The sequence below is a fragment of the Staphylococcus sp. Marseille-Q5304 genome, from assembly GCF_943737015.1.
In the GTDB taxonomy this organism is placed as follows: Bacteria; Bacillota; Bacilli; order Staphylococcales; family Staphylococcaceae; genus Staphylococcus; species Staphylococcus hsinchuensis.
On sequence record NZ_CALSFP010000001.1, the window covers coordinates 176,569 to 203,337 of the forward strand.

Annotated in this window: 22 protein-coding genes; 17 read left to right on the forward strand and 5 right to left on the reverse strand. The window is 34.3% G+C overall.

The features are described 5' to 3' along the window. Positions 1-123: 123 nt before the first annotated feature. Both NGI30_RS00785 and NGI30_RS00790 read left to right on the forward strand, forming a co-directional pair. Complete coding sequence (locus NGI30_RS00785) at positions 124-885, forward strand: ABC transporter ATP-binding protein (RefSeq protein ID WP_251517333.1); 762 nt, start codon at positions 124-126, stop codon at positions 883-885. Continuing rightward, positions 875-2,785, forward strand: a complete 1,911-nt coding sequence (locus tag NGI30_RS00790) for an FtsX-like permease family protein (RefSeq protein WP_251942437.1) — start codon at positions 875-877, stop codon at positions 2,783-2,785. Before NGI30_RS00785 ends, NGI30_RS00790 begins: the two co-directional genes overlap by 11 nt. A 131-nt stretch (positions 2,786-2,916) precedes the next feature. Here NGI30_RS00790 and cwrA read toward each other — a convergent pair whose 3' ends face one another. Both cwrA and NGI30_RS00800 read right to left on the reverse strand, forming a co-directional pair. Continuing rightward, positions 2,917-3,123, reverse strand: a complete 207-nt coding sequence (cwrA, locus tag NGI30_RS00795) for a cell wall inhibition responsive protein CwrA (protein WP_251517337.1) — start codon at positions 3,121-3,123, stop codon at positions 2,917-2,919. 117 nt (positions 3,124-3,240) lie between these two features. Next, positions 3,241-4,662 carry an SLC13 family permease gene (locus NGI30_RS00800; RefSeq protein WP_251942438.1) on the reverse strand — a complete coding sequence of 474 codons (1,422 nt, stop codon included), beginning with the start codon at positions 4,660-4,662 and terminating at the stop codon, positions 3,241-3,243. A gap of 229 nt (positions 4,663-4,891) precedes the next feature. On the opposite strand from NGI30_RS00800, the gene NGI30_RS00805 reads away from it, so the two are divergent. Further along, positions 4,892-5,455: a sugar O-acetyltransferase gene (locus NGI30_RS00805; protein ID WP_251517339.1), complete on the forward strand. Its 564-nt coding sequence runs from the start codon at positions 4,892-4,894 to the stop codon at positions 5,453-5,455. A gap of 70 nt (positions 5,456-5,525) precedes the next feature. On the opposite strand, the gene NGI30_RS00810 is transcribed toward NGI30_RS00805, so the two are convergent. Continuing rightward, entirely contained in the window at positions 5,526-6,596 is a 1,071-nt protein-coding gene (locus NGI30_RS00810) for an acyltransferase family protein (RefSeq protein WP_251942439.1), read from the reverse strand. A gap of 323 nt (positions 6,597-6,919) precedes the next feature. On the opposite strand from NGI30_RS00810, the gene pruA reads away from it, so the two are divergent. The 4 genes from pruA (at position 6,920) to NGI30_RS00830 (ending at position 11,521) form a co-directional block, all read left to right on the forward strand. After that, the gene (pruA, locus tag NGI30_RS00815; RefSeq protein ID WP_251942440.1) at positions 6,920-8,464 is read left to right on the forward strand and encodes an L-glutamate gamma-semialdehyde dehydrogenase; all 1,545 of its coding nucleotides are present in this window, start codon (positions 6,920-6,922) and stop codon (positions 8,462-8,464) included. A gap of 249 nt (positions 8,465-8,713) precedes the next feature. Then, positions 8,714-9,178, forward strand: a complete 465-nt coding sequence (locus tag NGI30_RS00820) for a hypothetical protein (RefSeq protein ID WP_251517346.1) — start codon at positions 8,714-8,716, stop codon at positions 9,176-9,178. Between the two features lie 115 nt (positions 9,179-9,293). Next, positions 9,294-9,824 carry a methylated-DNA--[protein]-cysteine S-methyltransferase gene (locus NGI30_RS00825; RefSeq protein WP_251517347.1) on the forward strand — a complete coding sequence of 177 codons (531 nt, stop codon included), beginning with the start codon at positions 9,294-9,296 and terminating at the stop codon, positions 9,822-9,824. Between the two features lie 131 nt (positions 9,825-9,955). Next, the gene (locus tag NGI30_RS00830) at positions 9,956-11,521 is read left to right on the forward strand and encodes a BCCT family transporter (RefSeq protein ID WP_286009862.1); all 1,566 of its coding nucleotides are present in this window, start codon (positions 9,956-9,958) and stop codon (positions 11,519-11,521) included. Between the two features lie 97 nt (positions 11,522-11,618). On the opposite strand, the gene NGI30_RS00835 is transcribed toward NGI30_RS00830, so the two are convergent. Then, positions 11,619-12,794 carry a hydroxymethylglutaryl-CoA synthase gene (locus NGI30_RS00835; RefSeq protein ID WP_251942441.1) on the reverse strand — a complete coding sequence of 392 codons (1,176 nt, stop codon included), beginning with the start codon at positions 12,792-12,794 and terminating at the stop codon, positions 11,619-11,621. 102 nt (positions 12,795-12,896) lie between these two features. On the opposite strand from NGI30_RS00835, the gene NGI30_RS00840 reads away from it, so the two are divergent. From NGI30_RS00840 to NGI30_RS00880, 9 genes are all read left to right on the forward strand, one after another. Beyond that, positions 12,897-14,051 carry a thiolase family protein gene (locus NGI30_RS00840; protein ID WP_251942442.1) on the forward strand — a complete coding sequence of 385 codons (1,155 nt, stop codon included), beginning with the start codon at positions 12,897-12,899 and terminating at the stop codon, positions 14,049-14,051. Then, positions 14,051-15,334 (forward strand): hydroxymethylglutaryl-CoA reductase, degradative, encoded by a 1,284-nt coding sequence (locus NGI30_RS00845; RefSeq protein ID WP_251942443.1) that lies wholly within the window; start codon positions 14,051-14,053, stop codon positions 15,332-15,334. Before NGI30_RS00840 ends, NGI30_RS00845 begins: the two co-directional genes overlap by 1 nt. A gap of 114 nt (positions 15,335-15,448) precedes the next feature. After that, entirely contained in the window at positions 15,449-16,423 is a 975-nt protein-coding gene (locus NGI30_RS00850; protein WP_251942444.1) for an SMP-30/gluconolactonase/LRE family protein, read from the forward strand. Positions 16,424-16,755: 332 nt separating this feature from the next. Beyond that, positions 16,756-18,252, forward strand: a complete 1,497-nt coding sequence (nhaC, locus tag NGI30_RS00855) for a Na+/H+ antiporter NhaC (RefSeq protein ID WP_418129029.1) — start codon at positions 16,756-16,758, stop codon at positions 18,250-18,252. 197 nt (positions 18,253-18,449) lie between these two features. Beyond that, positions 18,450-19,325 carry a cidABC operon transcriptional activator CidR gene (gene cidR, locus NGI30_RS00860; protein ID WP_251517359.1) on the forward strand — a complete coding sequence of 292 codons (876 nt, stop codon included), beginning with the start codon at positions 18,450-18,452 and terminating at the stop codon, positions 19,323-19,325. A 709-nt stretch (positions 19,326-20,034) separates the two neighbouring features. Then, positions 20,035-20,421, forward strand: a complete 387-nt coding sequence (locus NGI30_RS00865; RefSeq protein ID WP_251517361.1) for a CidA/LrgA family protein — start codon at positions 20,035-20,037, stop codon at positions 20,419-20,421. Then, positions 20,422-21,108, forward strand: coding sequence for an LrgB family protein (locus tag NGI30_RS00870; protein ID WP_251942445.1), 687 nt, complete (start codon positions 20,422-20,424; stop codon positions 21,106-21,108). It begins immediately after the preceding gene. Positions 21,109-21,202: 94 nt separating this feature from the next. After that, positions 21,203-22,945 carry a pyruvate oxidase gene (locus NGI30_RS00875; protein WP_251517365.1) on the forward strand — a complete coding sequence of 581 codons (1,743 nt, stop codon included), beginning with the start codon at positions 21,203-21,205 and terminating at the stop codon, positions 22,943-22,945. Positions 22,946-23,182: 237 nt separating this feature from the next. Then, complete coding sequence (locus tag NGI30_RS00880) at positions 23,183-24,577, forward strand: YfcC family protein (RefSeq protein WP_251517367.1); 1,395 nt, start codon at positions 23,183-23,185, stop codon at positions 24,575-24,577. A 242-nt stretch (positions 24,578-24,819) separates the two neighbouring features. Here the strand turns inward: NGI30_RS00880 and NGI30_RS00885 are convergent, their stop codons facing one another. Next, positions 24,820-25,152, reverse strand: a complete 333-nt coding sequence (locus tag NGI30_RS00885; RefSeq protein ID WP_251942446.1) for a hypothetical protein — start codon at positions 25,150-25,152, stop codon at positions 24,820-24,822. A 458-nt stretch (positions 25,153-25,610) separates the two neighbouring features. Between NGI30_RS00885 and pgsB the strand changes: the two genes are divergently transcribed. Continuing rightward, positions 25,611-26,768 (forward strand): poly-gamma-glutamate synthase PgsB, encoded by a 1,158-nt coding sequence (gene pgsB, locus NGI30_RS00890; RefSeq protein WP_251942447.1) that lies wholly within the window; start codon positions 25,611-25,613, stop codon positions 26,766-26,768. Position 26,769 lies beyond the last annotated feature (1 nt).

Genomic DNA, 26,769 nt, shown 5'->3' on the forward strand with positions numbered 1-26,769 from the left:
CAAATACATAAAGGAAGTGACAAATTTGTCATTTCACAGCGATATTTTGTTAGTTAAAACAAACGATGAATATAAAAATCTTTAATATGATATAGATGTAGAACAAAAGAAGGAGTGAAATAGATGTCAATTTTAAAAGTTGAAGGTTTAAGAAAAACTTACGGAAACAGATATAAAAAACAAGAAGTATTAAAAGGGTTAGATTTTGAAATTGATAAAGGTGAATTTGTGACAATCATGGGACCTTCAGGGTCTGGGAAAACAACTTTACTTAACGTAATCAGCTCAATCGATTACATTACGAGCGGGATTGTCGAAGTGAACGGCAACCAAATTAACAAAATGAGCAATCGTCAGTTAGCAAACTTCAGAAAAAGAGAAGTAGGATTTATCTTCCAAGATTACAGTGTGCTACACACATTAACAGTCAAAGAAAACATTATGCTACCTCTATCAATCCAAAAAATGTCTAAAAGTGAAAAAGAAAAAAGTTATAAAGAAGTAACTGAAGCTTTAGGCATCGATGAACTAGGTGCGAAATATCCAAACCAAATTTCTGGTGGTCAACAACAAAGAACAGCTGCAGCACGTGCTTCAGTACACAAACCGGCAATTATCTTTGCCGATGAACCAACAGGCGCACTCGACTCAAAAAGTGCACAAGACTTATTAAAACGACTACAAGATATGAATAAAAACATGAATTCTACAATTGTTATGGTCAGTCACGATCCAGTTGCTGCAAGTTATTCAAATCGTGTCATTATGTTGAAAGATGGCAACATTCATTCAGAAATACGCCAAGGAGATGACACAAATCAAGAATTCTATAAAAATATTATCCACATGCAAACAGCCTTAGGTGGTGTGGCAAATGAACTTTAATCAAATCGTATTAAAAAACTTCCGACAAAATTTACGACATTATGCGATGTATATATTTTCACTAATATTGAGTATTATTATTTACTTCAGCTTTGTCACATTAAAATATACACATAGTATTAATAATGATAATTCCGCAAAAATAATCCAGAAAGGGTCTGAAGTTGGTGCGAACTTTCTATTCGTTATCATTATTGTATTCCTAATGTATGCCAATTACTTATTTATTAAACGTCGTACACGGGAATTTGCACTGTTTCAACTAATCGGATTAACACGTAAAAATATCATGCGTATGATTATTATTGAACAGTTGGCAATGTTTGTTTCTACCGGGGTAATCGGTATATTAATCGGTATATTTGGTTCTAAGTTATTGTTGATGATTGTTCTGAAAATGTTGAATATATCCATAAGTGTGAAACTCACTTTACATTCACAAGCGCTAATACAAACAATTTTATTACTGTTTTTAGCATTTGTTTTCATCGTTATTCATAGTTACCTCTTTTTACGTAGACGTAGTATATTAACGATGATGAAAGATAATACGCAAGGGGATGCAAAAAACGCGAAGATTTCAATTTTCGAAGTGATCTTCGGTATTATTGGAATTGTGATGATCGTATATGGTTATTATTTAGCCAAACACTTTATGAATTATCTTGACAAGTTACAAATTATATTACCATTTATAATTTTGTTCCTAACTACAGTTGGGGCGTATCTATTCTTTAGAAGTTCAGTTTCCATGATTTTCAAGACATTGAAACGCTCTAAAAAAGGGAATGTCTCTATCACTGATGTAGTATTTACGTCTTCTATTATGCATAAAATGAAGAAAAACGCGCTTGCATTGACGATTATTGCTACAATTTCAGCTATAACGGTAACAGTTCTATGTTTCGGTGCTATATATAAAGCAAGTACAGAAACTATAGTGAATGAAACATCGCCTCAAGACTTCAATGTATATAAAGAAAAACAGGCACAACAATTTGAGAATAAGTTAGATGAGCACCATATACCTTTCAAAAAAGATTATAAAGAAACTGCTAGCGTAAAATTAAAGAAAGATAATGTATTTGAAAAACCTAAAGCGATGCCGAAACAAGATAATATAATGACTGTTACTAGCAATAAATTTTTCCATGATGATGATATCCATGGTAATCAGATTAAACTCATTAATACACAAACTATGGGGGCAGGTATGTTTAAACATCATTTAGGAAATTCTATTCAGTTCGATGGACTAAATAATTCAACTTTTAAAGTTAATAAAGAAGACAAGAAAGTAGTATTTTCTGGAGAATTAACTCATGATGCTCCTGTAATATTAGTTAAAGACCAAGATTACAACAAGTTGAAACACCATGCTAAAGAGATACATTCACAATACGGTTTTGATTTGAAAAATCAAAAAGATTGGTCAAAAGCTAATAAACTGTATAAGTCATTATTCCCTAAAAAAGAACAGCAGAGTCACACTACTAAAAAGGAAATCACTAAAACACTCGATTCTTCTAATGGAATTATATTATTTGTTTCTTCATTCTTAGGACTTGCATTCTTAGTGGCGGCAGGTTGTATTATTTACATTAAACAAATGGATGAAACGGAAGACGAAATTTCAAACTTCCGTATTTTACAACGTATGGGATATACACATAGAGATATGATGACCGGTTTAGGATTAAAAATATTCTTCAATTTCTCATTACCACTTGTCGTATCGCTATTACATGCATTCTTTGCATCAACGATTGTCATGAAATTATCCGGTGTTATCTCGATGATGCCTGTGTTTATTGTCATGGTAATTTACACACTAGTTTACTTCATCTTTGCTATAATGGCATTTATACATTCTAACCGAGTAGTTAAACATTCTATTTAATAAATATAAAAAAGCTCCAATGAGTGGTGATTCCCTCTCATTGGAGTCTTTTTTTGCTGGTTTTAAATATTGAATGAATTTTAGTCATTGGATTTTACAAAAAGTTAGTTTAAGTTTTTCGTTGAACGTAATTAAAAGAAATCTGAAGGTTTGATATCATCAAAATTTATATTTTTAAGTCCTTCGAAATTAAGGTTTTCAACGTTTTCTAATACATGGCTATTTTGTAATTGCGCATAATAATTCGAAGCTTCAGATGCAACGTCGTGTTCTTGGAACGTTTTCGCTATACCTAAGATTAACAAAATGGCAATGGCAGCTCGTAAAATTGTTTTCATTATACATGACTCCTTTATAGGTTTATATCAATATTATAATTGAGATGTATCATGTATACATGCGTCCGAAGTATAGAAAGTGTGTCATACTTTGGCTGTATAATGCACGTTGAATAGCTATAGACCAAACGCAATCGGTAGCCAGAAGTATGAAAAGACTGAGATGACAATAATCGCCACAATATTCAATATAAAACCAGCTTTAACCATGTCTTTCATTTCGAGTTCATCTGCACTAAAGACAGCGGCATTCGGTGGTGTTGAAATAGGTAACATAAATGCACATGTTGAAGATAGTGCTACGATACCCATTATAATAAATGGATCTGCATGAATTGCAGCCGCAAACCCGATACTGACTGGCATCAACATATTAGATACTGCCGTGTTAGACATCACTTCAGTTAAGAATAAAATCGCTGTCGTTAATACGATAATAATTAATATGATTGGTAATGGTTTCACGACGCCGAGAAGTCCACTAAACCATTTCGTAAGTCCTGAATCTTCGAATGCAGCAGCTAATGAAAGACCACCACCAAATAATAGTAGAATGCCCCACGGTAACTTCGTCATATCATCCCAGACGAGAAGGCCACCTTTTTTAGATTTCGCAGGAATTAAGAACAATAGGACAGCACCAAACATTGCGATTGTCGTATCTGTAATATGGAGCGAGTCAGGTAATACATTGCCTGCCATCCATAAAATACTTACGAGTAAGAACACGAGCCCTGTTAACTTTTCTTCGATAGACATAGGTCCTAAATCTCGCAACGCTTTTTTAGCAAAATCAGAAGAAACGCTATTGGCATCTTCTACTTTGAACAACCATTTCGTTAAAATGAAATAAAGTGCTGTTAATAGAATAATTGTCAATGGTACGGCGAATAACATCCATTGTGCAAATGATACTGATCTATGTAAGCTCGATTTCGCTACAGCGGCGAATACTGCATTTGGTACGGAACCAATTAATGTAGCAAGGCCACCAATAGATGCTGAATAGGCGACTGTTAATAACAATGATTTACTAAATTTATTCGCAGACTGTGGTTTCAGGAATTGTGCTTCTTTAATTTCTTTAATTAATGCGAGAGCAATCGGTAACATCATTAAAGCGGTCGCAGCATTTGAAATCCACATTGAAATAAACGCAGTCGCAATCATCGTTCCTAATATGATGCGATTACTATTTGCTCCCATCATCGAAATAATATTCATTGCGATACGTTTATGTAAATTCCATTTTTCAATGGCTAAGGCAATAATAAAACCACCCATATACATAAAGACGATTGGATCAGCGTACGCACTTGCAGCAACCTCTTCTTTAGTACCACCAGTAATCGGTAACAAGATTAAAGGAATTAATGATGTGACTGGAATAGGTAAAGCCTCGGTAATCCACCAAGTTGCAACTAATAACGTGACCGCTAGAACAGCTCTCGGTGCGTGCTCCAATCCGGTTACACTAGGTATAAAATAAAAGATGATAAATAATATAGGTCCTAGTATAAGGCCGATTTTCTCTTTCATAATAAACATCCCCTTTGTTTAAAAAAGCTATAATTTTAAGATATCAGTATAATTCTTGTAAAACAATCACTTTTCAGAAAATTAAAAAAATAAGTTGTGAAGCGGAAAAATGTCGTTTAGTATGAAATACCATTACATCTTAGTTAATACAATTCCTCAAAAGAGATGACGCTTAGTCTTTATCGTGTTAATGTAATAAATGGATTTTAAAATGATGGAGGGTAAAAAATTGACTGAAAAAGACAATATGATTAATGGCGAATGGTATAATGCAAGTTCTGACCACACATTAGTTGAAGACCGTTTACAAGCTAAAGATCTATGTGCTGAGCTCAATCAAACAAAACCAAGTAATAAAGAAAAACGTACAACGATTTTAAAAGATTTATTTCATTATGAACCAAATCATTTAGAGCTGTTAAGTCCATTCCAAGTAGATTATGGATATAACATTTTTCTAGGGAAAAATATCTTTATTAATCATAATTGTTATTTAATGGATTGTGCGCATATCGTAATTGGGGATAACGTATTTATCGGTCCAAATTGTGGAATATATACCGCAACGCATCCATTAGGTGCTAACGCCCGTAATTTAGGTATTGAGAAAGCATCACCAATCACAATTGGTAATAACGTTTGGATTGGGGCAAACGTTATCGTATTACCAGGTGTAACAATTGGTGAAGGTGCAGTCATCAGTGCTGGAAGTATCGTTACTAAAGATGTTCCTGAAAATGTATTAGCAATGGGATCACCAGCTGAACCTTATAAAAAAATTGATAACGAATAATATAAGCAAAAGCACGACCTCGCCGTTGAAAAACGACTTGGTCGTGCTTTTATTTTAATATGGTATATCATTAATCCATTTTGCCTACTTGATAACTTTCGTAAACTTTTTCATATTTAATCTTACCAATGCCTCCTACAATATACTTACCGAATTTAAATAAATTAAAGAGATAGGCAACGCATATAGATAGACATAGCGTAATAAATAAATTAAATACAATATTCTTAAACGGGTTATCTCCATTTAACAATCCTAAATCATGTACGAAGAAATAATGTATCGCATAAATGCAAAATGAGTAATTACTAATGTACAGAATAAACTTTGGAACGTATTTAATATATGCTGAAAATAAGAAAAACATTAAAATTACCATCGTTACATAAAACGGAATATCAAATCGTTTAGATTCAACCCATGTGCTAAAGCCCGAAACATAATTAGTGACAAGTATCGTTATGGCCAATAATGTTCCGAGAATGATTGCCCACGTATACTTTTTTATCTGTGTCATAAATGTTTCGTAATAAATACCAATATAAAAACCGAGTAAGAAATAACTGACCCAACCAAAGAACAACATCCAACCTTCACGTTCCCAAAACAATCCAATGATAGGAAGGTCTGGTTGAGGCCAGAATTGTCTGAACGCCCAATAAATTGTAGCGAATATGATTGAGCCAATAACAACAGGCAGTGGCTTCAATTTCACAAGATATTTCGCGAATAAATAATGTAAGGCATAAAACTGGAAAATGATTACAATAAAATACGTAATTGCACCACCGTGAAACATCGTATCACCGACGTTTCTTATATATTGTTGTAATGAATCTGGTTTTAAATAGAAATAGGAGATTCCCAAGTTTATCAATATGTAAGGAATACCTAGGTAGATTAACTTTTCTTTGAAGAAGCCTGGCTTCGTATTTACGTGATAATTTTTAGCTAGTAAAAATTCTGAAATAAAAACAAATAACGGCGTGCTAAACATTAATAGCAATTGTATTAATCTGATTAGCGTATCGTGTTCAACGTGATTCATCTTTGAAAAAGTAGTCGTGATGGAATGTATACACACAATACTAAGACAAGCTATCGTCCGCATCCAAAAGATAACGGAGGTATATGTTTTCATGCTAGAAATTCCTTTCATTCAAAATCATAGTTTACATTCTTTCAATATAATTAAATATTAAAATAACATAAAGTTATAAAACTTTACATAACAATGAGATTACAGTTTGAGTTGTATAAATACGAAATAAATCGATTTGACGCTTCTAACTTAATTTTTATAAATTACCAGAATAAAGTTATTTAAAAATTTGACGAAATTATAAGTATTTTCAGAAAAATAAATGCAAGCGATTGCATTTAGTAAATGAAGTAGCTACAATGGAGAAAGAAATGGATTGATTTCAATTCAGTTTACAATTTACAAACTCAGGGGGTAGAGAAATGGTAGTAAATTATAAGAACGAACCAGGTATAGATTTTACAGATAATAAGAACGTAGAATCTTTCAAAGAGGTATTAAAAAAAGTTAAAGGTGAATTAAACCAAAAAATTCCTTTAGTGATTAATGGTGAAGAGAAATTCACAAAAGATACTTTCCAATCAATCAATCCAGCGAACACTTCTGAAGTTGTCGCGGAAATTTCAAAAGCTTCAAAAGAAGATGTAGATAATGCATTTGACGCAGCAAATGAAGCTTATAAATCTTGGAGAAGATGGTCTCATAAAGACCGTGCTGAATTCTTAATGAGAGTTGCAGCAATCATCAGACGTCGTAAAGAAGAAATCTCAGCTGTTATGGTATACGAAGCAGGTAAACCATGGGATGAAGCTGTAGGCGACGCTGCAGAAGGTGTTGACTTTATCGAATACTATGCAAGATCAATGATGGAATTATCAGAAGGTAAAAAGGTATTAGATAGAGAAGGCGAACACAACCAATACTTCTACAAACCAATTGGTACTGGTGTTACAATTCCACCATGGAACTTCCCATTTGCAATCATGGCAGGTACTACTTTAGCACCTGTTGTTGCTGGTAACACAGTATTATTAAAACCAGCTGAAGATACAGTATTAACAGCTTATAAACTAATGGAAATCTTATTAGAAGCTGGATTACCTAAAGGTGTAGTTAACTTTGTACCGGGTGATCCTAAAGAAATCGGTGACCATTTAGTAGATAGTGTTCATACGCATTTCGTAACATTCACTGGTTCTCGCGCAACTGGTGTGCGTATCTTCGAACGTGCTGCTAAAGTACAAGAAGGTCAACAATTCTTAAAACGTGTTATCGCTGAAATGGGCGGTAAAGACGCAATCATCGTTGATAAAGATATCGATACTGATTTAGCTGCAGAAGCAATCGTAGGATCAGCATTTGGTTTCTCAGGTCAAAAATGTTCAGCTTGTTCAAGAGCTATCGTGCACAAAGATGTACACGATGAAGTACTTGAAAAATCAATCAAGTTAACTAAAGAACTTACTTTAGGTAACACTGAAAACAACACAAACATGGGACCAGTCATCAACCAAAAACAATTCGATAAGATTAAAAAATATATTGAAATTGGTAACAAAGAAGGTAAGTTAGAACAAGGTGGCGGCACTGATGGTTCTACTGGTTACTTCATTGAACCAACAATTTTCTCTGGTATGAAATCAAGCGACCAAATCATGCAAGAAGAAATCTTCGGACCAGTTGTAGGATTTATCAAAGGTGATGATTTCGAGTCAATGTTAGACATCGCTAACGATACTGACTACGGTTTAACTGGTGCAGTTATTACAAACAACCGTGAAAACTGGCAAGAAGCAGTATCTTCATTCGATGTAGGTAACTTATACCTAAATCGTGGTTGTACAGCAGCTGTTGTTGGCTATCACCCATTCGGTGGTTTCAAAATGTCAGGTACGGATGCTAAAACAGGTAGCCCAGACTACTTATTAAACTTCTTAGAACAAAAAGTCGCTTCAGAAATGTTCTAATTTATAGAAACATTTTATTATGTGCGGAGAAAGTTCCCATTCATATGGGAGCTTTCTCTTTTTTTATATTAAAAATTAGTGTACTTTTAATATATATAAAGAACGATTTTCTGACTGTTATAATAAAGTTGTATAGATATTTAATTGAATTATTGCTAGAATCATTAGTGAAGATAAATGTAAAAGTTTACATGGGTGTTGTATCGTGTATATATGAATTAATAAATGAAAAAGAAAAGGATGATAATAATGAATGGTGATAAACAAGTTTCAACATTACTAGATGAATATAAGAAACCATTAAAGAAACTATTTAAATATGACAAATCGAAAGCTTTAAAGTTTGATAAAGAAAGTAGAAGCGAGGTTGTTAATCAAAAAGGGATCTACGTCATTTTTAAAAATAAGAGCCCTTTATTTGTAGGTCAAGCTGGTGGTTATATGACTGGTTATAAACTTACACAAAAAGACCTTAACGATAAACTTGCACAATACAACTTAAAATCAACTGCCGGTACAGCAAAATTCAAAAGAACGTATGTACAAGATCAAAAATTAGACGAATCAGAAGTGAATAATATTAAAGCGGAAGAACAAAATTTAAGATTCCAATATATTAAAGTGAAAAACAATCCTGCAATGATTAATTTATTAGAAGTTTTAGCATTAGAATATGCGAAAGACAATAAAATTGATTTATACAATTTTTCATAATTACTAACAATTAAGTAGGAAAAATCTAATCTCAAATAACGATACACCGATTAAGCCTGTGCCATACGAAGTCACAGGCTTAATTGTTTATCTTTTAAAATAGAGGTGCTTATGAATGTATAAAACAGAATATCAATCACCTGTCGGTCAAATAACATTAACGTCTGATGGCAAACATCTCACTGGGTTGTGGTTCCCTAAAAATGATATAACCAAAAACGATGACTCACAATATACGCATCGCCCACAGTTACAAATTTTCGAAAAAGTCACAGCATGGTTGGACGCTTATTTCTCAGGAAATAACCCTGAGATTGACTTTCCTCTTCAGCCTGAAGGCACTGAATTTAAGAAACAAGTGTGGGACTTATTGTTAGAAATTCCATTTGGTCAAACACTATCTTACGGAGAGTTAGCTGAGAAAGTCGCAGTAAAACGTAATAAAGCTAAGATGTCAGCACAAGCTGTAGGCGGAGCTGTGGGGAGTAACCCAATTTCAATCATTATTCCATGTCATCGCGTAGTCGGTAAAGATGGTAATTTAACAGGTTATGGTGGTGGCATTGAGACGAAAGTAAAGCTGTTAGAGACAGAACAACTCGATATGAACCAATTCTATATCCCTAAAAAAGGCAATAAAATATAATAAAAACCTTCCTATATTTAATAAACAGAATGAGATCACCAATTAAATTGCGCAAAATTACTAAGTTGCACTATTAGCTTAGTATGTTAGTGTTTAGGTTGTCTTAAAACAAATATAGGGAGGCATAATGTGTGGAACACAGGGAAAAGAAGTTTTCTAAAGTATTTATATATGCGGCAGCAATTGTAGGTATACTTGTCATATTTGGTGCAGTGACACCAAAAGCATTTGGCAGTATTACAGGGGATATCTCTACATGGGTATCAAAGACCTTTGGTTGGTATTATATGGTTGTATATGCACTTGTGTTAGCGTTTTGTATATTTTTAATTTTTAGCCCGATTGGCAAATTAAAGTTAGGTAAACCAACGGATAAACCTGAGTTTAAGACGGTCTCATGGTTAGCCATGCTATTTAGTGCTGGCATGGGAATTGGTTTAGTGTTTTATGGTGCTTCTGAACCAATTTCACACTATTTATCTCCGCCAACTGCTAAGCCAGAATCTAAATCTGCAATGGCAGAAGCATTTAAATATTCTTTCTTAGATTATGGCTTTCATCCATGGGCTGTTTATTGTCTAGTAGCACTCGGCTTAGCATATTCACAGTTTCGTAAAGGCGAGAATGGATTGATTTCGAGAACTTTAAGACCTGTGTTAGGTAATAAAGTAGATGGCACAACAGGTGTCATTGTGGATGTGTTAGCCGTTTTTGCGACGATTATAGGTGTTGCGATGTCTCTTGGCGTTGGCGCAGTCCAAATTAACGGAGGTTTAAGTTATTTATTTGGCTTACCAAAAAATGTTGTCGTCCAGGGTATTATAATTGCAGTTGTAACAGTATTATTTTTATACAGTGCCTGGAGTGGACTGAGTAAAGGAATTCAATATTTAAGTAATTTAAATATGATATTAGCCGCATTATTGTTACTCGTATTATTTATCGTAGGTCCAACAGTGTTAATACTTAATATGATGACATCTGGATTTGGTGATTATTTATCAACACTTATTTACGACAGTTTAGATGTCGCTCCGTTGAATAAACAAAAGTCTGATTGGTTACAAACTTGGACAATTTATTATTGGGGCTGGTGGATGAGTTGGAGTCCATTCGTCGGTACGTTTATCGCCAGAATTTCAAAAGGTCGAAGTATTCGTGAATTTGTCATTGCCGTACTTGGTGTTCCTGTTATCATTAGTGTGATTTGGTTCAGTACTTTTGGTATGACTGGTATATCAGTAGGGCAGCACCATAAAGGTATATTTAAAATGCCACCAGAAACGCAGTTATTCGGTATTTTTAATGAGTTGCCATTTGGTACGATATTATCAATTATTGCGCTAGCATTAATTGCATCATTCTTTATTACTTCTGCCGATTCCGCAACATATGTATTAGGAATGCAAACAGCATTTGGTACACTTAACCCATCAGGCTTTGTAAAGATCGTATGGGGGATTTCATTAGCAGCTATCGCATATGTCTTATTGTTAGCCGGTGGAGACACAGGTTTAGCAGCGATGCAATCGGCAGCTATTATTTCTGCCTTTCCATTTAGTTTTGTCGTCATATTGATGATGATTTCGTTATTTAAAGATGCAAATGCAGAACGGAAATATTTAGGATTATCGTTACAACCTCATAAACAAAATATAAACTCAACAAAAGAACAACAATCACACATACCTCGTTAAACGAAAAAGAAACTATAAAAGAGCTCCTAGTGACGTTCAACACGTCAGCTAGGAGCTTCTTTTATGATTCGCTAAAAAGTGGTTTTAAGTGCTTTGATTATTGATTTAATGTATTATATTGACGAATATGATCATTGATACTTTCTAGATAGAAGATTTCATTTTTCTCATCAGCAAGTTCAACATCGTGATCAAATTCTAAATTATCGAAACGTTTAAAGAATGCTTCGTAATCATCAACAGAAATTTCTGTACGGTTATTTAATAAAGCTTTGTGACCTTCGATATCAAGTACATCTTTGAAGCCATCAACAAGTTGGCCACTGAAGAATTCACCAACTGAACCTGAACCGTAACTGAATAAACCGATGCTATCTCCAGCTGATAGGTTTTCATGAGTTTCAAGTAGTGAAATTAAACTTAAATAAAGTGATCCTGTATAGATATTACCAACATAACGATTGTAGTATGTTGCAGCATCATAACCATTAGTTAAACGTTCTTTAGTTTCGTCGTTGATGTCATCTGTTAAGATTGAATCAAGTGCTTTTTTACCCATTTTAGTGAATGGTACATGGAAGCATAATGATGCAAAGTCATCTAGTTGTTTGTTCGTACGACGTGCGTACTCAGACCAACTTTCTTGGAAGGAACGAATGTAAGCATCTTTAGATAATGCACCGTCAACAAGTGGATATGGTTGTCCTGTCGGTCTCCAGAAATCATACACGTCTTCAGTGTATGCTACTGCATCGTCATTTAGTTCAAGTATACGTGGGTTTTGTGATATCATCATAGCAACGGCACCTGCACCTTGTGTAGGTTCGCCTCCTGAATTAAGGCCGTAACGTGCTGTATCACTCGTAATTACAAGTACCTTTTCATCTGGACGCTTTGCGATGTAATCCTTAGCCATTTGAATAGCTGGTGTTGCAGCATAGCAAGCCTCTTTCATTTCAAAGCAACGTGCAAATGGTTGAATACCTAGCAAGTTGTGGATTTGAACTGCTGAAGCTTTGGCTGAATCGATTGCTGATTCTGTAGCAACGATAACCATGCCGATTTGTTTTTTATCGTCTTCTGTAACGATGGATTGAGCTGCATTAGCACCCATCGAAACGATATCTTGGCTCATCGGACTTACAGCCATTTCAGTTTGTCCAATACCGATTAAAAATTTATTTGGATCGACTTGACGTGCTTCGGCTAGTTTCGCCATATCTACATAGAATTTTGGAACGTAAAAATTGATTTGATCAATACCGATTGACATAAGTGTATCGACACCTTTCTGTATATAAATATCATTTGAATCATAACAAAACGTGTAGATAAAATACAATATTTTAATTTTTTAGAAAAAAGGAGTTTGAATATGAATAAAGTAGCTATTGTAAGTGCAAAACGTACCCCTATCGGGAAATTTAGAGGAAAATTAAGAAATTACTCAGCCGTGGAACTCGGTATCCATTCTTTAAAGGCTGCAATGAAAGCGGTTAAATTATCACCAGAACTTGTGGATCAAGTTATCTACGGTAATGTATTACAAGCGGGTAGTGGCCAAAATCCAGCCCGTCAAATTGGTATTAAATCAGGCGTACCGAACACAGCACCTGCAATGACTATCAATGAAGTTTGTGGTTCAGGCTTAAAGTCAATCATTCTAGGTAAACAACTTATTCAACTTGGTGAAGCAAAAGTTGTTGCTGTAGGTGGAATTGAGAGTATGACAAACGCACCTAAACTCGTATTAAGTGAAGATGGCAAACCAGTTCCTAGCTTTATGCATGATGGTTTAACTGACGCATTTTCACAATCACCAATGGGAGATACTGCAGAAGCGGTTGCTGAAAAGTTTAATATTACGCGTGAACAACAAGATGCTTTCGCAAATGAATCACATCATAAAGCGAGTCAAGCTGTAGAAGCAGGGAAATTTGATAATGAAATTGTTCCGTTAGAAGATGCAGATGGTGAACTTATGACAAGCGATGAAGGCATCCGCGGTAACAGTAGCATTGAAAAATTAGGCACTTTAGATACAATCTTTAAAGCTGATGGTACTGTAACTGGTGGTAATGCTTCACCAATCAATGATGGTGCATCTACTGTGATTTTAATGGATGAGGCATACGCGAAAGAAAATGGCTTTGAAATTTTAGGCATCGTAGGCGATTATACAGAAATTGGTTATGATCCAGCGTATATGGGTTACGCACCATATCACGCAGTGTCTCAATTATTAGAAAAAACAAATCAAACAATTGATGATATAGATGTCGTTGAAATGACAGAAGCATTTGCAGCACAAAGTATTCCAGTAAGAGATCATCTGAAACTTGATGAAGATAAGTTGAACTTATATGGCGGCGCAATTGCCCTAGGTCATCCAATCGGAGCTTCTGGTACACGTTTAGTCACAACATTAGTCAACGTGTTATCACAAGAAAATAAACAAAATGGTATAGCAACTGCTTGTATTGGTGGCGGTATGAGTATTGCGTTATCAGTGAGTAAGGGGAATCAATAATGGAGCGCTTAAGTAAGGAGTTTCGTCATAAATCAAGAGCCGATAAATTACAAGAACTAGAAGAGAAATCATGGTTAACTTCAGAGAATAGAGACATGTTACTTAATCATCCTTTAATTCCTGAAGAAATTGCGAATAGCTTAATTGAAAACGTCATCGGTCAAGGTGCACTACCGGTTGGATTATTACCGGAAATTGTTGTCGATGAAAAATCTTATGTCGTTCCAATGATGGTAGAAGAGCCGTCAGTCGTTGCAGCTGCAAGCTATGGTGCTAAACTTGTTAATCAAACAGGTGGTTTCAAAGTTGTTGAAAGTGAACGATTAATGATTGGTCAAATCGTCTTTGATGACGTGGAAGATACAGCTCAATTAGCGAAGACAATTCAAGGCTTAGAACCTAAGATTAAAGAAATAGCCGATGAGGTTTACCCTTCAATCATTAAAAGAGGTGGGGGTTATCGTCGTATTGAAATAGATACGTTCCCAGCTGAACAGTTACTTTCATTAAAAGTATACGTTGATACGAAAGATGCGATGGGTGCGAATATGCTCAATACAATTTTAGAAGGTATTACTGCTTATCTTAAAAATGAACTTGAGCAAGTTGATATTTTAATGAGTATTTTATCCAACCATGCAACTGCATCTGTAGTAAAAGTACAAGGTGAAATAGATGTTGATGCATTGACGAAAAATGGCCGTGATGGTAAGGAAGTAGCGCATCGTATGGAACGTGCTTCTAAATTAGCGCAAGTGGATATTCATCGGGCAGCGACACATAATAAAGGTGTTATGAACGGTATACATGCTGTCGTACTTGCAACAGGAAATGACACTCGCGGCGCTGAAGCAAGTGCACATGCTTATGCAAGTAAAGATGGACAATATAGAGGCATTGCGACGTGGCATTACGATGAACAGCGTCAGAAACTCGTCGGTACAATCGAAGTGCCAATGACATTAGCAACAGTTGGTGGTGGAACTAAAGTATTACCAATTGCACAAGCATCACTCGATTTAATGAACGTCGAATCAGCTCAAGAACTTGGTCACGTTGTAGCTGCAGTTGGTTTAGCTCAAAACTTCTCAGCATGCCGTGCACTTGTCTCTGAAGGTATTCAACAGGGTCATATGCGTTTGCAATATAAATCACTTGCCATCGTTGTCGGTGCGAAAGGTGATGAAATTGTAAAGGTAGCTGATATGTTACAACAGGAACCACGTGCAAATGCACAAGTAGCTGAAACAATACTTAACCAAATACGTTCTGAAAGTAATTAATAAATTCTATAACACTGACTTATAAGAAAGTAATCATATAATAGTTTTGTAAGCGTACGTTTTAAAGAATCTTTTGCTTTTATCAATGTGTTATTAACAAAGGGGAGATCGTTTATGACTCATTCAAATATTCCAGCTTTAACATATAAAGGTGACGCCAATACTGCTGTTCCATTACAAGCACACGAACAACAGCTTCTAACAGTTACCGCTGACCACTGGTTGAAAATTTCTGACGAAGGATTACAACTTGAAGGTTTATGCTTTAATAGAGATGGAGATTTAATACTTTGTGAAGTTTTTGGTGGAAGTGTGTTCCACGTAAAGTTACCTAATAAACGCGTAACGAAATTGTTCCATTCTGAAAAGCAAAATCCAGCTGCAGTTAAAATACACAAGGATGGGCGTTTGTTCGTTTGTTATTTAGGCGATTTCAAGGATTCGGGCGGTATCTTTGCCGTAGATTCGAATGGAGAACACCACGAAGATATTGTTTCTGATGTTGAAACAGAATACTGCGTTGACGACCTTGTATTTGATAGTAAAGGTGGTTTCTACTTTACTGACTTTAGAGGGTACTCTACGAACCCTAAAGGGGGCGTTTACTATGTTGATCCTGAATTCAAATCAGTTTCGCCTGTCATTCAAAACCTTGCTGTAGCCAATGGTGTTGCATTAAGTACAGATGAACGTACGTTGTGGGTGACTGAGACGAATGCGAATCGTTTACATCGCATTGATTTAGAAGAGGATGGGGTAACAATTGAACCATTTGGCGCCTCTATTCCATATTACTTTACAGGGCACGAAGGACCAGATTCATGTTGTATTGATAGTGACGATAATTTATATGTTGCGATGTACGGTCAAGGACGTGTGCTCGTATTTAACAAATACGGTCATCCAATAGGTCAAATATTGTTACCGGGTCGAGATGAAGGTCATATGTTACGTTCGACACATCCGGCATTTATACCAGGAACAGATCAACTTATTATTTGTTCAAATGATATGGATAATGATGGAGATTCATGGTTATTTACTGCAAAAGGCTTTGCGAAAGGTCACAATAGTTATCAATTTCATTAAATGAAGGGACAGCTCAATTCAATTATTAAAATGTGAGTTAGGTATCTCACATTCAGAGGGTGCGACAGAAATCGAATTTTCTAATAGAGATTTTGTAGAACCACCTCGTCGACAAAGAGTCTGAGACATCTATTTATGTCTCAGGCTCTTTTAACTTTAAAAAACAAGATAAGTAGGATCAATCAAACTAACTATTGCGATATATAGTTTTGATTTTAGGTTTATTTTTAATAAAGATTATTTTTGAATGCATAGTGAAATATAACTATTTAAGATGTAAAAAACATTAATAAATTAACAATACACCATTGTAAACGCTTACATATTCGGTTATGATTTATGTAATAAAAGGGAGGCGTTTTATTTTGGGTAAAAAATCAGAAAATTCGGATAAAAATCATAAAACGAAAAAGCCTTTAGGGCTTACTTCAGCATTAGTAACTTTAACAATAATGATTTCAACGATGTTATTTACTGTGGCAGTCCTAGAGAAAGAACCGCATATACCATTGATGATTGGTACAGCTGTAGCAATACTAATTACAATGTTACATGGATATGAATTTAGTGAAGTTGAAGAAATGATGTATAAAGGGATTAGACATGCTTTACCAGCAATCGTGATTATTATTTTAGTAGGTCTTATTATTGGCTCTTGGATTGGGAGTGGCGTCGTAGCTACAATGATTTACTACGGCTTGCAATTAATTGATCCAAGATTTTTCTTAGCTGTAGTTTTAATCTTATGTGGAATCGTGGCTCTGGCGATTGGTAGTAGCTGGTCAACGATGGCTACAGTTGGGGTAGCATCGATGGGTATAGGCATAAGTATGGGTATTTCACCTGGGATGGTAGCAGGTGCAGTTATTTGTGGGTCTTATTTTGGAGATAAAATGAGTCCATTATCAGATACGACAAACTTAGCTTCAGGTCTCACAGATGTTGATTTATTTGAGCATATTAAACACATGTTCTATACAACGATTCCTGCATTAATTATTGCGGTAGTAGCATTCTTCTTTATGGGCTTACAATTTGGTGGTAAACATTTTGATACTAAGAAAGTCGAAGGTATCTTAACTACAATGCAAGATAATTTCACGATTTCACCGTGGTTATTACTTATTCCGTTAATCGTAATTTTACTTGTAGTCGTTAAAGTACCTGCGATTCCAGCCATTTGTGTCGGTATTATCCTCGGATTTTTTGCACAAATCTTTGTGCAAGGAGATAGTCTAACTGATGCTCTAACGGCACTTCAAACAGGATATAAAATAGATTCAGGAAATAAAATGGTTGATGAATTGTTTACACGTGGTGGGCTTGAATCAATGTTCTATACTATTTCATTAACGTTGGTAGCAATGACGTTTGGTGGAGTATTAGAATACTCAGGAATGCTTTCTGCACTTATAAATGTCATTTTAAAATTTGCAAAATCAACAGGATCGCTTATTGCTTCAGTAATTGTGTCATGTATAGGTACTAACTTTACTTGTTCAGAACAATACATATCGATTATTGTTCCATCAAGAATGTACGCGAGTACTTTTAAAGAAAAGAATTTACATCCTAAAAATTTATCTCGAGCTTTAGAAGACGGTGGTACGTTAACTTCAGTGTTTGTACCTTGGAACACATGTGGTGTATTTATCGCATCGACTTTAGGTGTATCCGTAATGGAATACGCGCCGTTTGCAATTGTTAACTATTTAGTACCAATAATTTCTATTATATACGCTTATATTGGTTTTAAAATTGTAAAATTAAACGATGATAGAGACACTTCTTTAAAAGAAAAACCATTAAGCCAAAGTAAACCGGTTTAATTTACAACAATAAATTTTATATCTAATGAATTAAAACCAGGACGACAGGGTTCGTTTAGTCAAATTTTGCACTGAGAGTTGTTTTGACTTAAACCTTGTTGTCTTGGTTATTTTTGTTATAGATAAGAATATTGAAAATTTCTCATTTCAACGTATACTATTGGTTATATGAGTAGATTAAGTAAGGGAGAATGTCGATGGATATCAAACATATGCAATACTTTGTTGAAGTGGTTAACCAAAAAGGGATGACGAATGCATCTAAATCATTATATATTGCCCAACCGACGATTAGTAAAGCGATTAAAGATTTAGAAGAAGAGCTAGACATTGTATTATTTGATCGGAGTAAACGCCAACTTGTCTTAACAGATGCGGGTAGAATATTTTATCAAAAATGTAAGGAAATACTAACCTTGTATAAAGATTTACCGAAAGAAATAAATAGTTTGCTTGGGTTAGAAACAGGACATATTAGCATAGGTTTATCAGCGGTTATGAATATGAACAAATTTATTCATATACTAGGTGAATTTCATCAAAAATATCCAGACGTCACTTACAATCTAGTTGAAAATGGTGGAAAAATGATTGAAACCCAATTAATTAATGATGAAATTGATATTGGTATAACAACTTTGCCCGTAGATCAAACGATTTTCCATTCTATCCCTCTTTACCAAGAAGAGTTAAAACTCATTGTCAATCCAGAGCACCACTTAGCGAAATATGATGAAATTGACATGCATATGTTGAAGGACGAAGACTTTATTCTATTTAATGAAGACTTTTATTTGAATGATAAAATTATTGAAACAGCGAAAAATTCTGGTTTTGTGCCTAATACTATTTCTAAAATATCTCAATGGAACTTCATAGAAAATTTATTAAATGCCCATTTAGGTGTCAGTATCTTACCTGAAAATATTGTTTCGATGTTGGATCAGAACTTTAAAAACATTAAAATTAATAATTCCTCAATGCGTTGGGAATTAGGTGTGATTTGGAAGAAAGATAAATATTTAAGTTACGCAACGAGACAATGGATTGATTTTTTAAAAGCAAGATTATAACCGTTGTGATTTTGTGTTGGCTATAAGAATATTTAATAGAAGAAAATGGCAATACTTAGACATTTTAGGATGATATGATCTAGCACCACGATGAAGTTTGGATTCATCGATTTCATTAACATGTCGTGACATATCATTTGTGGGTATAAGAACTTAAGTTTCCATTGGTAGTGTAAGTTGAGTCATTTTATATTCTTTATACATAAGGCATCTAGTTAATTTAGTTTATTTGTGGTTATTAAATTATACCTAAGGGCCTTATTTTTAAAGTATTTTAATGTAAAATTACATATAAATGTGAAGTGTTTTGGCGAGACTCTTGAGGGAACTGGACAAGCTGAAAACTACGGGCTGAAGCTGTCCCCTAAGAAAGCGAGCCAACAATACGAAGTGTAGTATAAAAAAGAAGCACTCAGATGAATTGAATTAAATCATCTGAGTGCTATTTTTCTGGGATTTATGTCCCAGTCATTTTTAAGTTTGTCACTCAAGGACTTTTTGCGGTTATTTGATTAGTTGTAATAAATGAGGGATCGAAATCCTATGTATAATAAAATATAATATATTTCAATGTATTGAAACGTTTTCATAGATAAAAGTAATGGGTTATATTGAAAATATATATTTTTATTATAAAAGTTCGTGTTTTATACTAGTTGATGTGATAAAACAACAGCAAATGCGAATTCTTATAAAAGGGATGATGCGAATGCAACTCGTTCAAAAGGCAGTGAGAGTCATTATACAAGCTGCAATCATAATGTGCATTACGTATGTAGGTAATGTTTTGCAGCAGTTTTTCCATATACCTATTGCAGGCAGTATTGTAGGATTAATTTTGTTTTTCGTTCTTTTACAATTAAAAGTAATCCCGCCTAAATGGATTGACGAAGGTGCTAATTTCTTCTTAACGACGATGGTTTTTTTCTTTATTCCATCGGTAGTAGGGGTAATGGACATATTTTCAGAAATTAATATGAACTTCATCTTATTCTTTTCTATGATATTAATCGGAACTTGTTGTGTAGCTTTATTATCAGGTTTCATTGCGGATAAGATGGTTTGTAAATGGAAATATGGGAATGGTGACAGTTAAATGATAATATTTCAATCTATAATTATGATTCTATTAACGATTATCATGTATGTTGTCGCCAAGAAATTACAAGAAAAATTCAAAAGTCCATTTCTCAACCCTGCACTTATTTCCGCAATAGGCATCATCGTGATTTTATTATTTTCCCATAAAAATTATCACGATTATATGGTCGGTGGAAAATGGATTAATCAATTATTGAGCTGTACAGTGGTATGTTTAGCATATCCTTTATACCAAAATCGTCATAAAATATTAGCTTATTCAAAGGTAATATTTACGAGCGTTTGTTCAGCTGTAATTATGAATTTCTTATTCGTGTATATAGTATTGAAGTTATTTGGCTATTCAAAAGAGGTTATAGTAACAATGTTACCGCGTTCTATTACAGCTGCAGTTGGAATTGAAGTTTCGCATCAATTAGGTGGAACGGATACTCTGACTGTCATGTTTATTATTACGACAGGGCTTGTAGGTAGCATAGCGGGTTCCTATTTAGTGAGGATAGGACGCTTTGAAACTTCAATTGCCAAGGGATTAACATACGGCAATGCTTCACATGCATTTGGTACAGCGCGTGCACTCGAAATTGATTTAGAATCAGGTGCTTATAGTTCCATTGGTATGATACTCACTGCAGTCTTAAGTTCAATCTTTTTACCGATACTCATCCTTATTTTATATTAATAAGCAAATCGTTGTTTTGATTCAAAATAGAATGGTATTTATAATTATGATGTTATACTAAAATTATTGAAATTTGAAAGGGGCTATTTTAACGATGGCAAAGATTAAGGCAAATTATGCATTAGTTAAAGCTTTAGAAGCATGGGATATTGATCACTTATATGGTATTCCAGGTGACTCTATTGATGCGGTAGTCGATAGTTTAAGAACAGTAAGAGATAGTTTTGACTTCGTACATGTACGTCACGAAGAAGTTGCAAGTTTAGCAGCAGCAAGTTATACAAAATTAACTGGTAAAATCGGAGTAGCGTTAAGTATCGGCGGACCAGGTGTTGTTCATTTATTAAACGGTATGTACGACGCAAAATTAGATAATGTACCACAACTTATTTTAGCAGGACAAACTGATAGTACAGCACTAGGTACAAAAGCTTTCCAAGAAACTGATATTCCTAAAATGGTACAAGACGTTGCAGTTTATAGCCATCAAATTTCTGAAAATGATAAAGATATTTACGGTATTGTAAATGAAGCAATTCACACAGCTTACGAGAAAAAAGGTGTATCTGTACTGATCTTACCGAACGACTTATTATCAAGAAAAGTAAAAGATACAACAAATAAAGCAGTTGATACTGCACCACCAGCACGTGTAATTCCAAAACCACGTAGCATTAGAAAAGCAACTAAATTAATTAACAAGAGTAAACGCCCAGTTATGTTACTTGGATTAGGAGCTAAAAAAGCTTCTGACGAAGTACGTGAATTTATTGAAGCGGCTAAAATCCCTACAATTATCACACTTCCAGCGAAAGGAATCTTACCTGATTCACATCCTTACAATCTAGGTAACTTAGGTAAAATTGGTACAAAAACATCTTATCAAACAATCCAAGATGCAGATTTACTCATCATGGTAGGTACAAACTATCCATATGTAGATTATCTACCTAAGAAAAATATTAAAGCGATTCAAATAGATAATAATGAAGAAAATATTGGACACCGTTTCGACATTAATGTAGGTATCCACAGTGATAGTAAATTAGCTTTACAACAATTAACTGATTCAGTTAAACATGTTTCAAATCGTGACTTCCTAAACAAAACATTAGAAAGAAAAGCAACGTGGGATTCATGGATGGCAGAAGACATGCAAAATGAAAGCTCACCAATTCGTCCAGAACGTTTAATGGATTCAATCAACCAAGTGAGAAAAGACGATGCGATCTTCTCAATCGACGTTGGCACTTCAACAGTATGGTCAACACGTTATTTAAACCTAACTGTTAACAATAGATTTATCATTTCAAGTTGGTTAGGTACAATGGGCTGTGCTTTACCAGGTGCAATCGCAGCTAAACGTGCATATCCAAACCGTCAAGTTGTAGGTATTGCCGGCGACGGTGCATTCCAAATGGTAATGCAAGACTTCGCAACTGCAGTACAATACGATTTACCAATGACAATTTTCGTATTAAACAACGAACAATTATCATTTATCAAGTATGAGCAACAAGCAGCAGGTGAATTAGAATACGCAATTGACTTCACTGATATGGACTTAGCTAAATTTGCTGAAAGCTGTGGCGGTGTAGGTTACACATTAAAAGATCCAAGCAGAATCGACGAAGTAGTTGAAGAAGCAATGGCTCAAAATAGACCTACAATCGTTAATGTTTATGTAGACCCAACAGCTGCTCCATTACCAGGTAAAATCGTTAAAGACGAAGCGATGAACTATGGTAAATGGGCTTACCGTTCAATCACTGAAGATAAGAAATTAGACTTTGATGAAATCCCACCAATGTCAACTGCAATTAGAAGATTCTTCTAAGATATAGATTTAATGATTATACTACCTTCGAAGCACATCATGTGTGTTTCGAAGGTTTTTTTATGTTCAAAATAATAGAATTATACTCGATTAATAGTTTAATTAGAAATTTATTTTTCTGAAAAATCTGAAAAGTAGTTGAGTTCGTTTCAAGGAAAGTGTAAGTTATAAAAAAGAATACTTTTGAGAATGTAATAAATTTTGTATAAAGCAAGAACCTAGGGGAGAGGGTTAACTATGATAAAAGAGAAAATGAATAAACTGAATTTAAAAATGCCTCACACATATGCTTTATTATTAATCATTATTAGTCTTGCGGCGTTAATGACCTATTTAATTCCTGCTGGGGAGTATAAGCGTCAAAAGAAAGAAGGCGAAACGCAAGTTGTGTCAGGTACATATCATCACATTGAGCAACATGGTGCACATTTTTTAGATATATTTCGTGCCTTTCCAGAAGGTCTTATTTCAGGTGGAGAAATTGTGTTTTATATCTTTTTAGTTGGTGGTGCTTTTGGAATTGTACATAAAACAGGTGCATTTGAAAATGGTGTGAATAAAATGATGCAAGTCCTAGGAGCATATAAAGTATTAATGATTCCAATAACGATGATTATTTTTTCAATATTAGGCTTTTCCATTGGTTTGGCTGAAGAAACAATAATATTTGTGCCTATCGGTATTATTATTGCACGTAGTTTAGGATATGATGCGATGACTGGTACAGCGATGATTATACTAGGAGCAGCGAGTGGCTTTCTCGGAGGGATGTTGAATCCATTCACTGTCGGTGTTGCTCAAACAGTTGCCGAGTTACCGATGTTTTCTGGTTGGGGATTACGCTCTATCATCTATATCTTTATATTAATTGCGGCTATTTCAACGGTTATGCTATATGCACGTAGTATCAAACATGATAAGACAAAAAGTATTGTATACGAATTAGAACAAAAAGAACGTGCAGACGTTGAAACGCAATCTACATTAAATTTTAGCAAAAGACAATTAAGTTGTTTAATTGTGATTGTCCTTACGATTGTTTTCAATATCTTTGGCATATTTATGTATGGGTGGTCATTTAATCAGATGAGCGCTAATTTCGTTCTCGCCGGTATTATTGCAGGCATCATTGGTGGGTTAGGATTAAATGGTACATTTGATGCCATGATTGAGGGTATGAGAGATATTTTATTCGGTGCAATGGTTGTAGGTTTTGCTAAAGGTATAGTAGTTATATTAGAAGATGGGAAAGTCATTGATACGATTGTGCACAGTATGGCAATGTTATTAGAAAGTGTGCCAGCTTCAATCGTGATTATCTTAATGTTTGGGTTACAATTTCTATTGAATTTCTTTATCCCTTCAGGTTCAGGACAAGCCTTAACAACGATGCCGATTATGGTACCGATATCGGATTTATTAAATATTAACCGTCAACTCACAGTCCTCGCATTTCAATATGGAGATGCGATTAGTAACGTGTTATTCCCAACATCTGCCATCTTAATGGGAACGTTAGCTGTTGCAAAAATTAGCTATACACAATGGCTTAAGTTTGTATGGAAACTGCTCATCGTTTGGGTTATTATTTGTTGCTTAGGTATGTCAATTGCTTTAATTATAGGATATTAATACATTTTGGTGAGGAACATCTATATCAAAAATCGTTTGCAGTAAATCATTTTCGTTAATTATGAAATTATTGCTTAATTTTTAAAATGTTACACATATTTAAATGCGATTGTAACTTTTGATTTAATGGTATAGGTGTTCTTTTTATATGAGTAAGTTATAATATAACTGGATAGTAATTAAAGTGGTATAGCGTATTAAATGAGTAGGAATTAGTTGTGATTTGCACTTCAAACAATAGATTAACTTATAAAAAATACATGACCATTCTGAATATTACTATCCAAAGGCCATGTATGATGTGAAACTGTATGATTTATATCAGTCATTTGAACTGAATTCGAAGGTTTCTCCTGATTTGGCAATTCTTCTGAGTTCGGTGAAATATGCGTCGTGTTAGAAGCTTCACTGTTATTTAGAAGCTCACGATCGTGTAAATAACCCCCATCAAGGACAGCACCTTTCATATCATTTCCTTGCAAACTACCAATGAGAATCATCAATAAGTATCCAGTACAGAGGATTAATACAATTGCAAGGTAAATTGAAACAACTAGTTTAACTTGTTTACTCATGTTCTGCCTCCTAAATAGGTCGTAAGGAAAGTATTATAAATAAGTTAACATTTAAGTTTTAATATGTTGTAAAGATGCAGTAAATTTTTTGTTTTTATGAATATATTAAAGTTTGGAAGGAGGAAATATAAATTTATTAAATATACATATAAAATCTCTTACATATTTATTAATGTATAAGTCTGATTTTCAGGGGTTTTAAGGTTAGGTAAGTGTAATTAGACACACTTTGTAAATCTAAGTTTACAAAAAGTTAATAAAAAACTAAAACTTTTAAAACCAAATCAATAACAACATGATAGCATTACACTATTAGAAGGTGGGGTCTATTTATTTAGTCCCAAAAGCCTTTCAAATAAACGCATATTTGTGTGTTTTGAAACTTTTATTTTAGACTACATATTGTTTTGTAAAACTGAATATAAAATGTAAATACGTTGATGAAAAGAGGGAAAACATTGCCACTTATCATAATTTGTGTAGGACTTATTCTATGGTTAGGCATTATTGAGAAGAGAAGACACGCTAACCGATTAGAGAGAATTCCTATTCGTATAAATATAAATGGTATTAGAGGAAAATCAACAATTACCAGATTGATTTACAGTATCTTGCGTGAAGATCAGTATCGTGTTATTGGCAAAACTACAGGTACTGATGCAAGAATGTTATATTGGTTCACGCCAAGAGAATATCCGGTATACAGAAAACCTCAAGGTGCTAATATTGGCGAACAAAGAGATATCGTTCGTAAAGTTGTAAAACAAAAAGGAAACGCCTTAGTAAATGAATGTATGGCGGTTAATCCAGATTATCAAATTACCTTCCAGAAAGAATTGGTTAAAGCCAATATTGGCGTTATCGTCAACGTGATGGAAGACCATATGGATGTTTTAGGTCCAACATTAGATGAAGTTGCTCAAGCCTTTAAAGCGACAATTCCGTATAAAGGACATTTAATTGTAATGAAAGATGATTATACGGATTATTTCGCTAAAGTAGCCAAGCGACGTAAGACTAAACTTATCGTTGTCGATAAAGATGATGTACCAGAATCATTCTTAAGAAAATTTGATTACATTGTCTTTCCTGATAATGTTGCAATCGCTATGGGGGTTGCAGAAGCATTAGGTATAGATAGAGATACAGCATTACGTGGTATGTTAAACGCGCCACCAGATGTCGGTGCGGTTGAAGTTAAATACTTCAATGCAAACAATACTACGAATGTTTATGTTAATGCTTTTGCAGCTAACGAGCCTCAATCCACAAAGGCAATATTAAACAAAGTTGAGTCATACAACTATCCTTATCAGAAGAAAGTCATTGTATTAAACTGTCGTTCAGACAGGATTGATAGAACAAGACAATTCGTTGAAGACTTTGTTAAAGATGTTGAATTTGATACATTGATTTGTACTGGAAAGAGTACGCAATTAGTTACACAAGTCATGAATGAATTACCAGAAAAAAGATATTTGAATTTCGAAGGCAAAAACATCAAAGCTGTTCAAGAAGCTTTATATGAAGAGTCACAAAACGCATTAATCTTTTGTGTAGGTAATATTCACGGACCAGGTAAAGAAATAGCGCAATATATAGAAGGGATCAAATAAT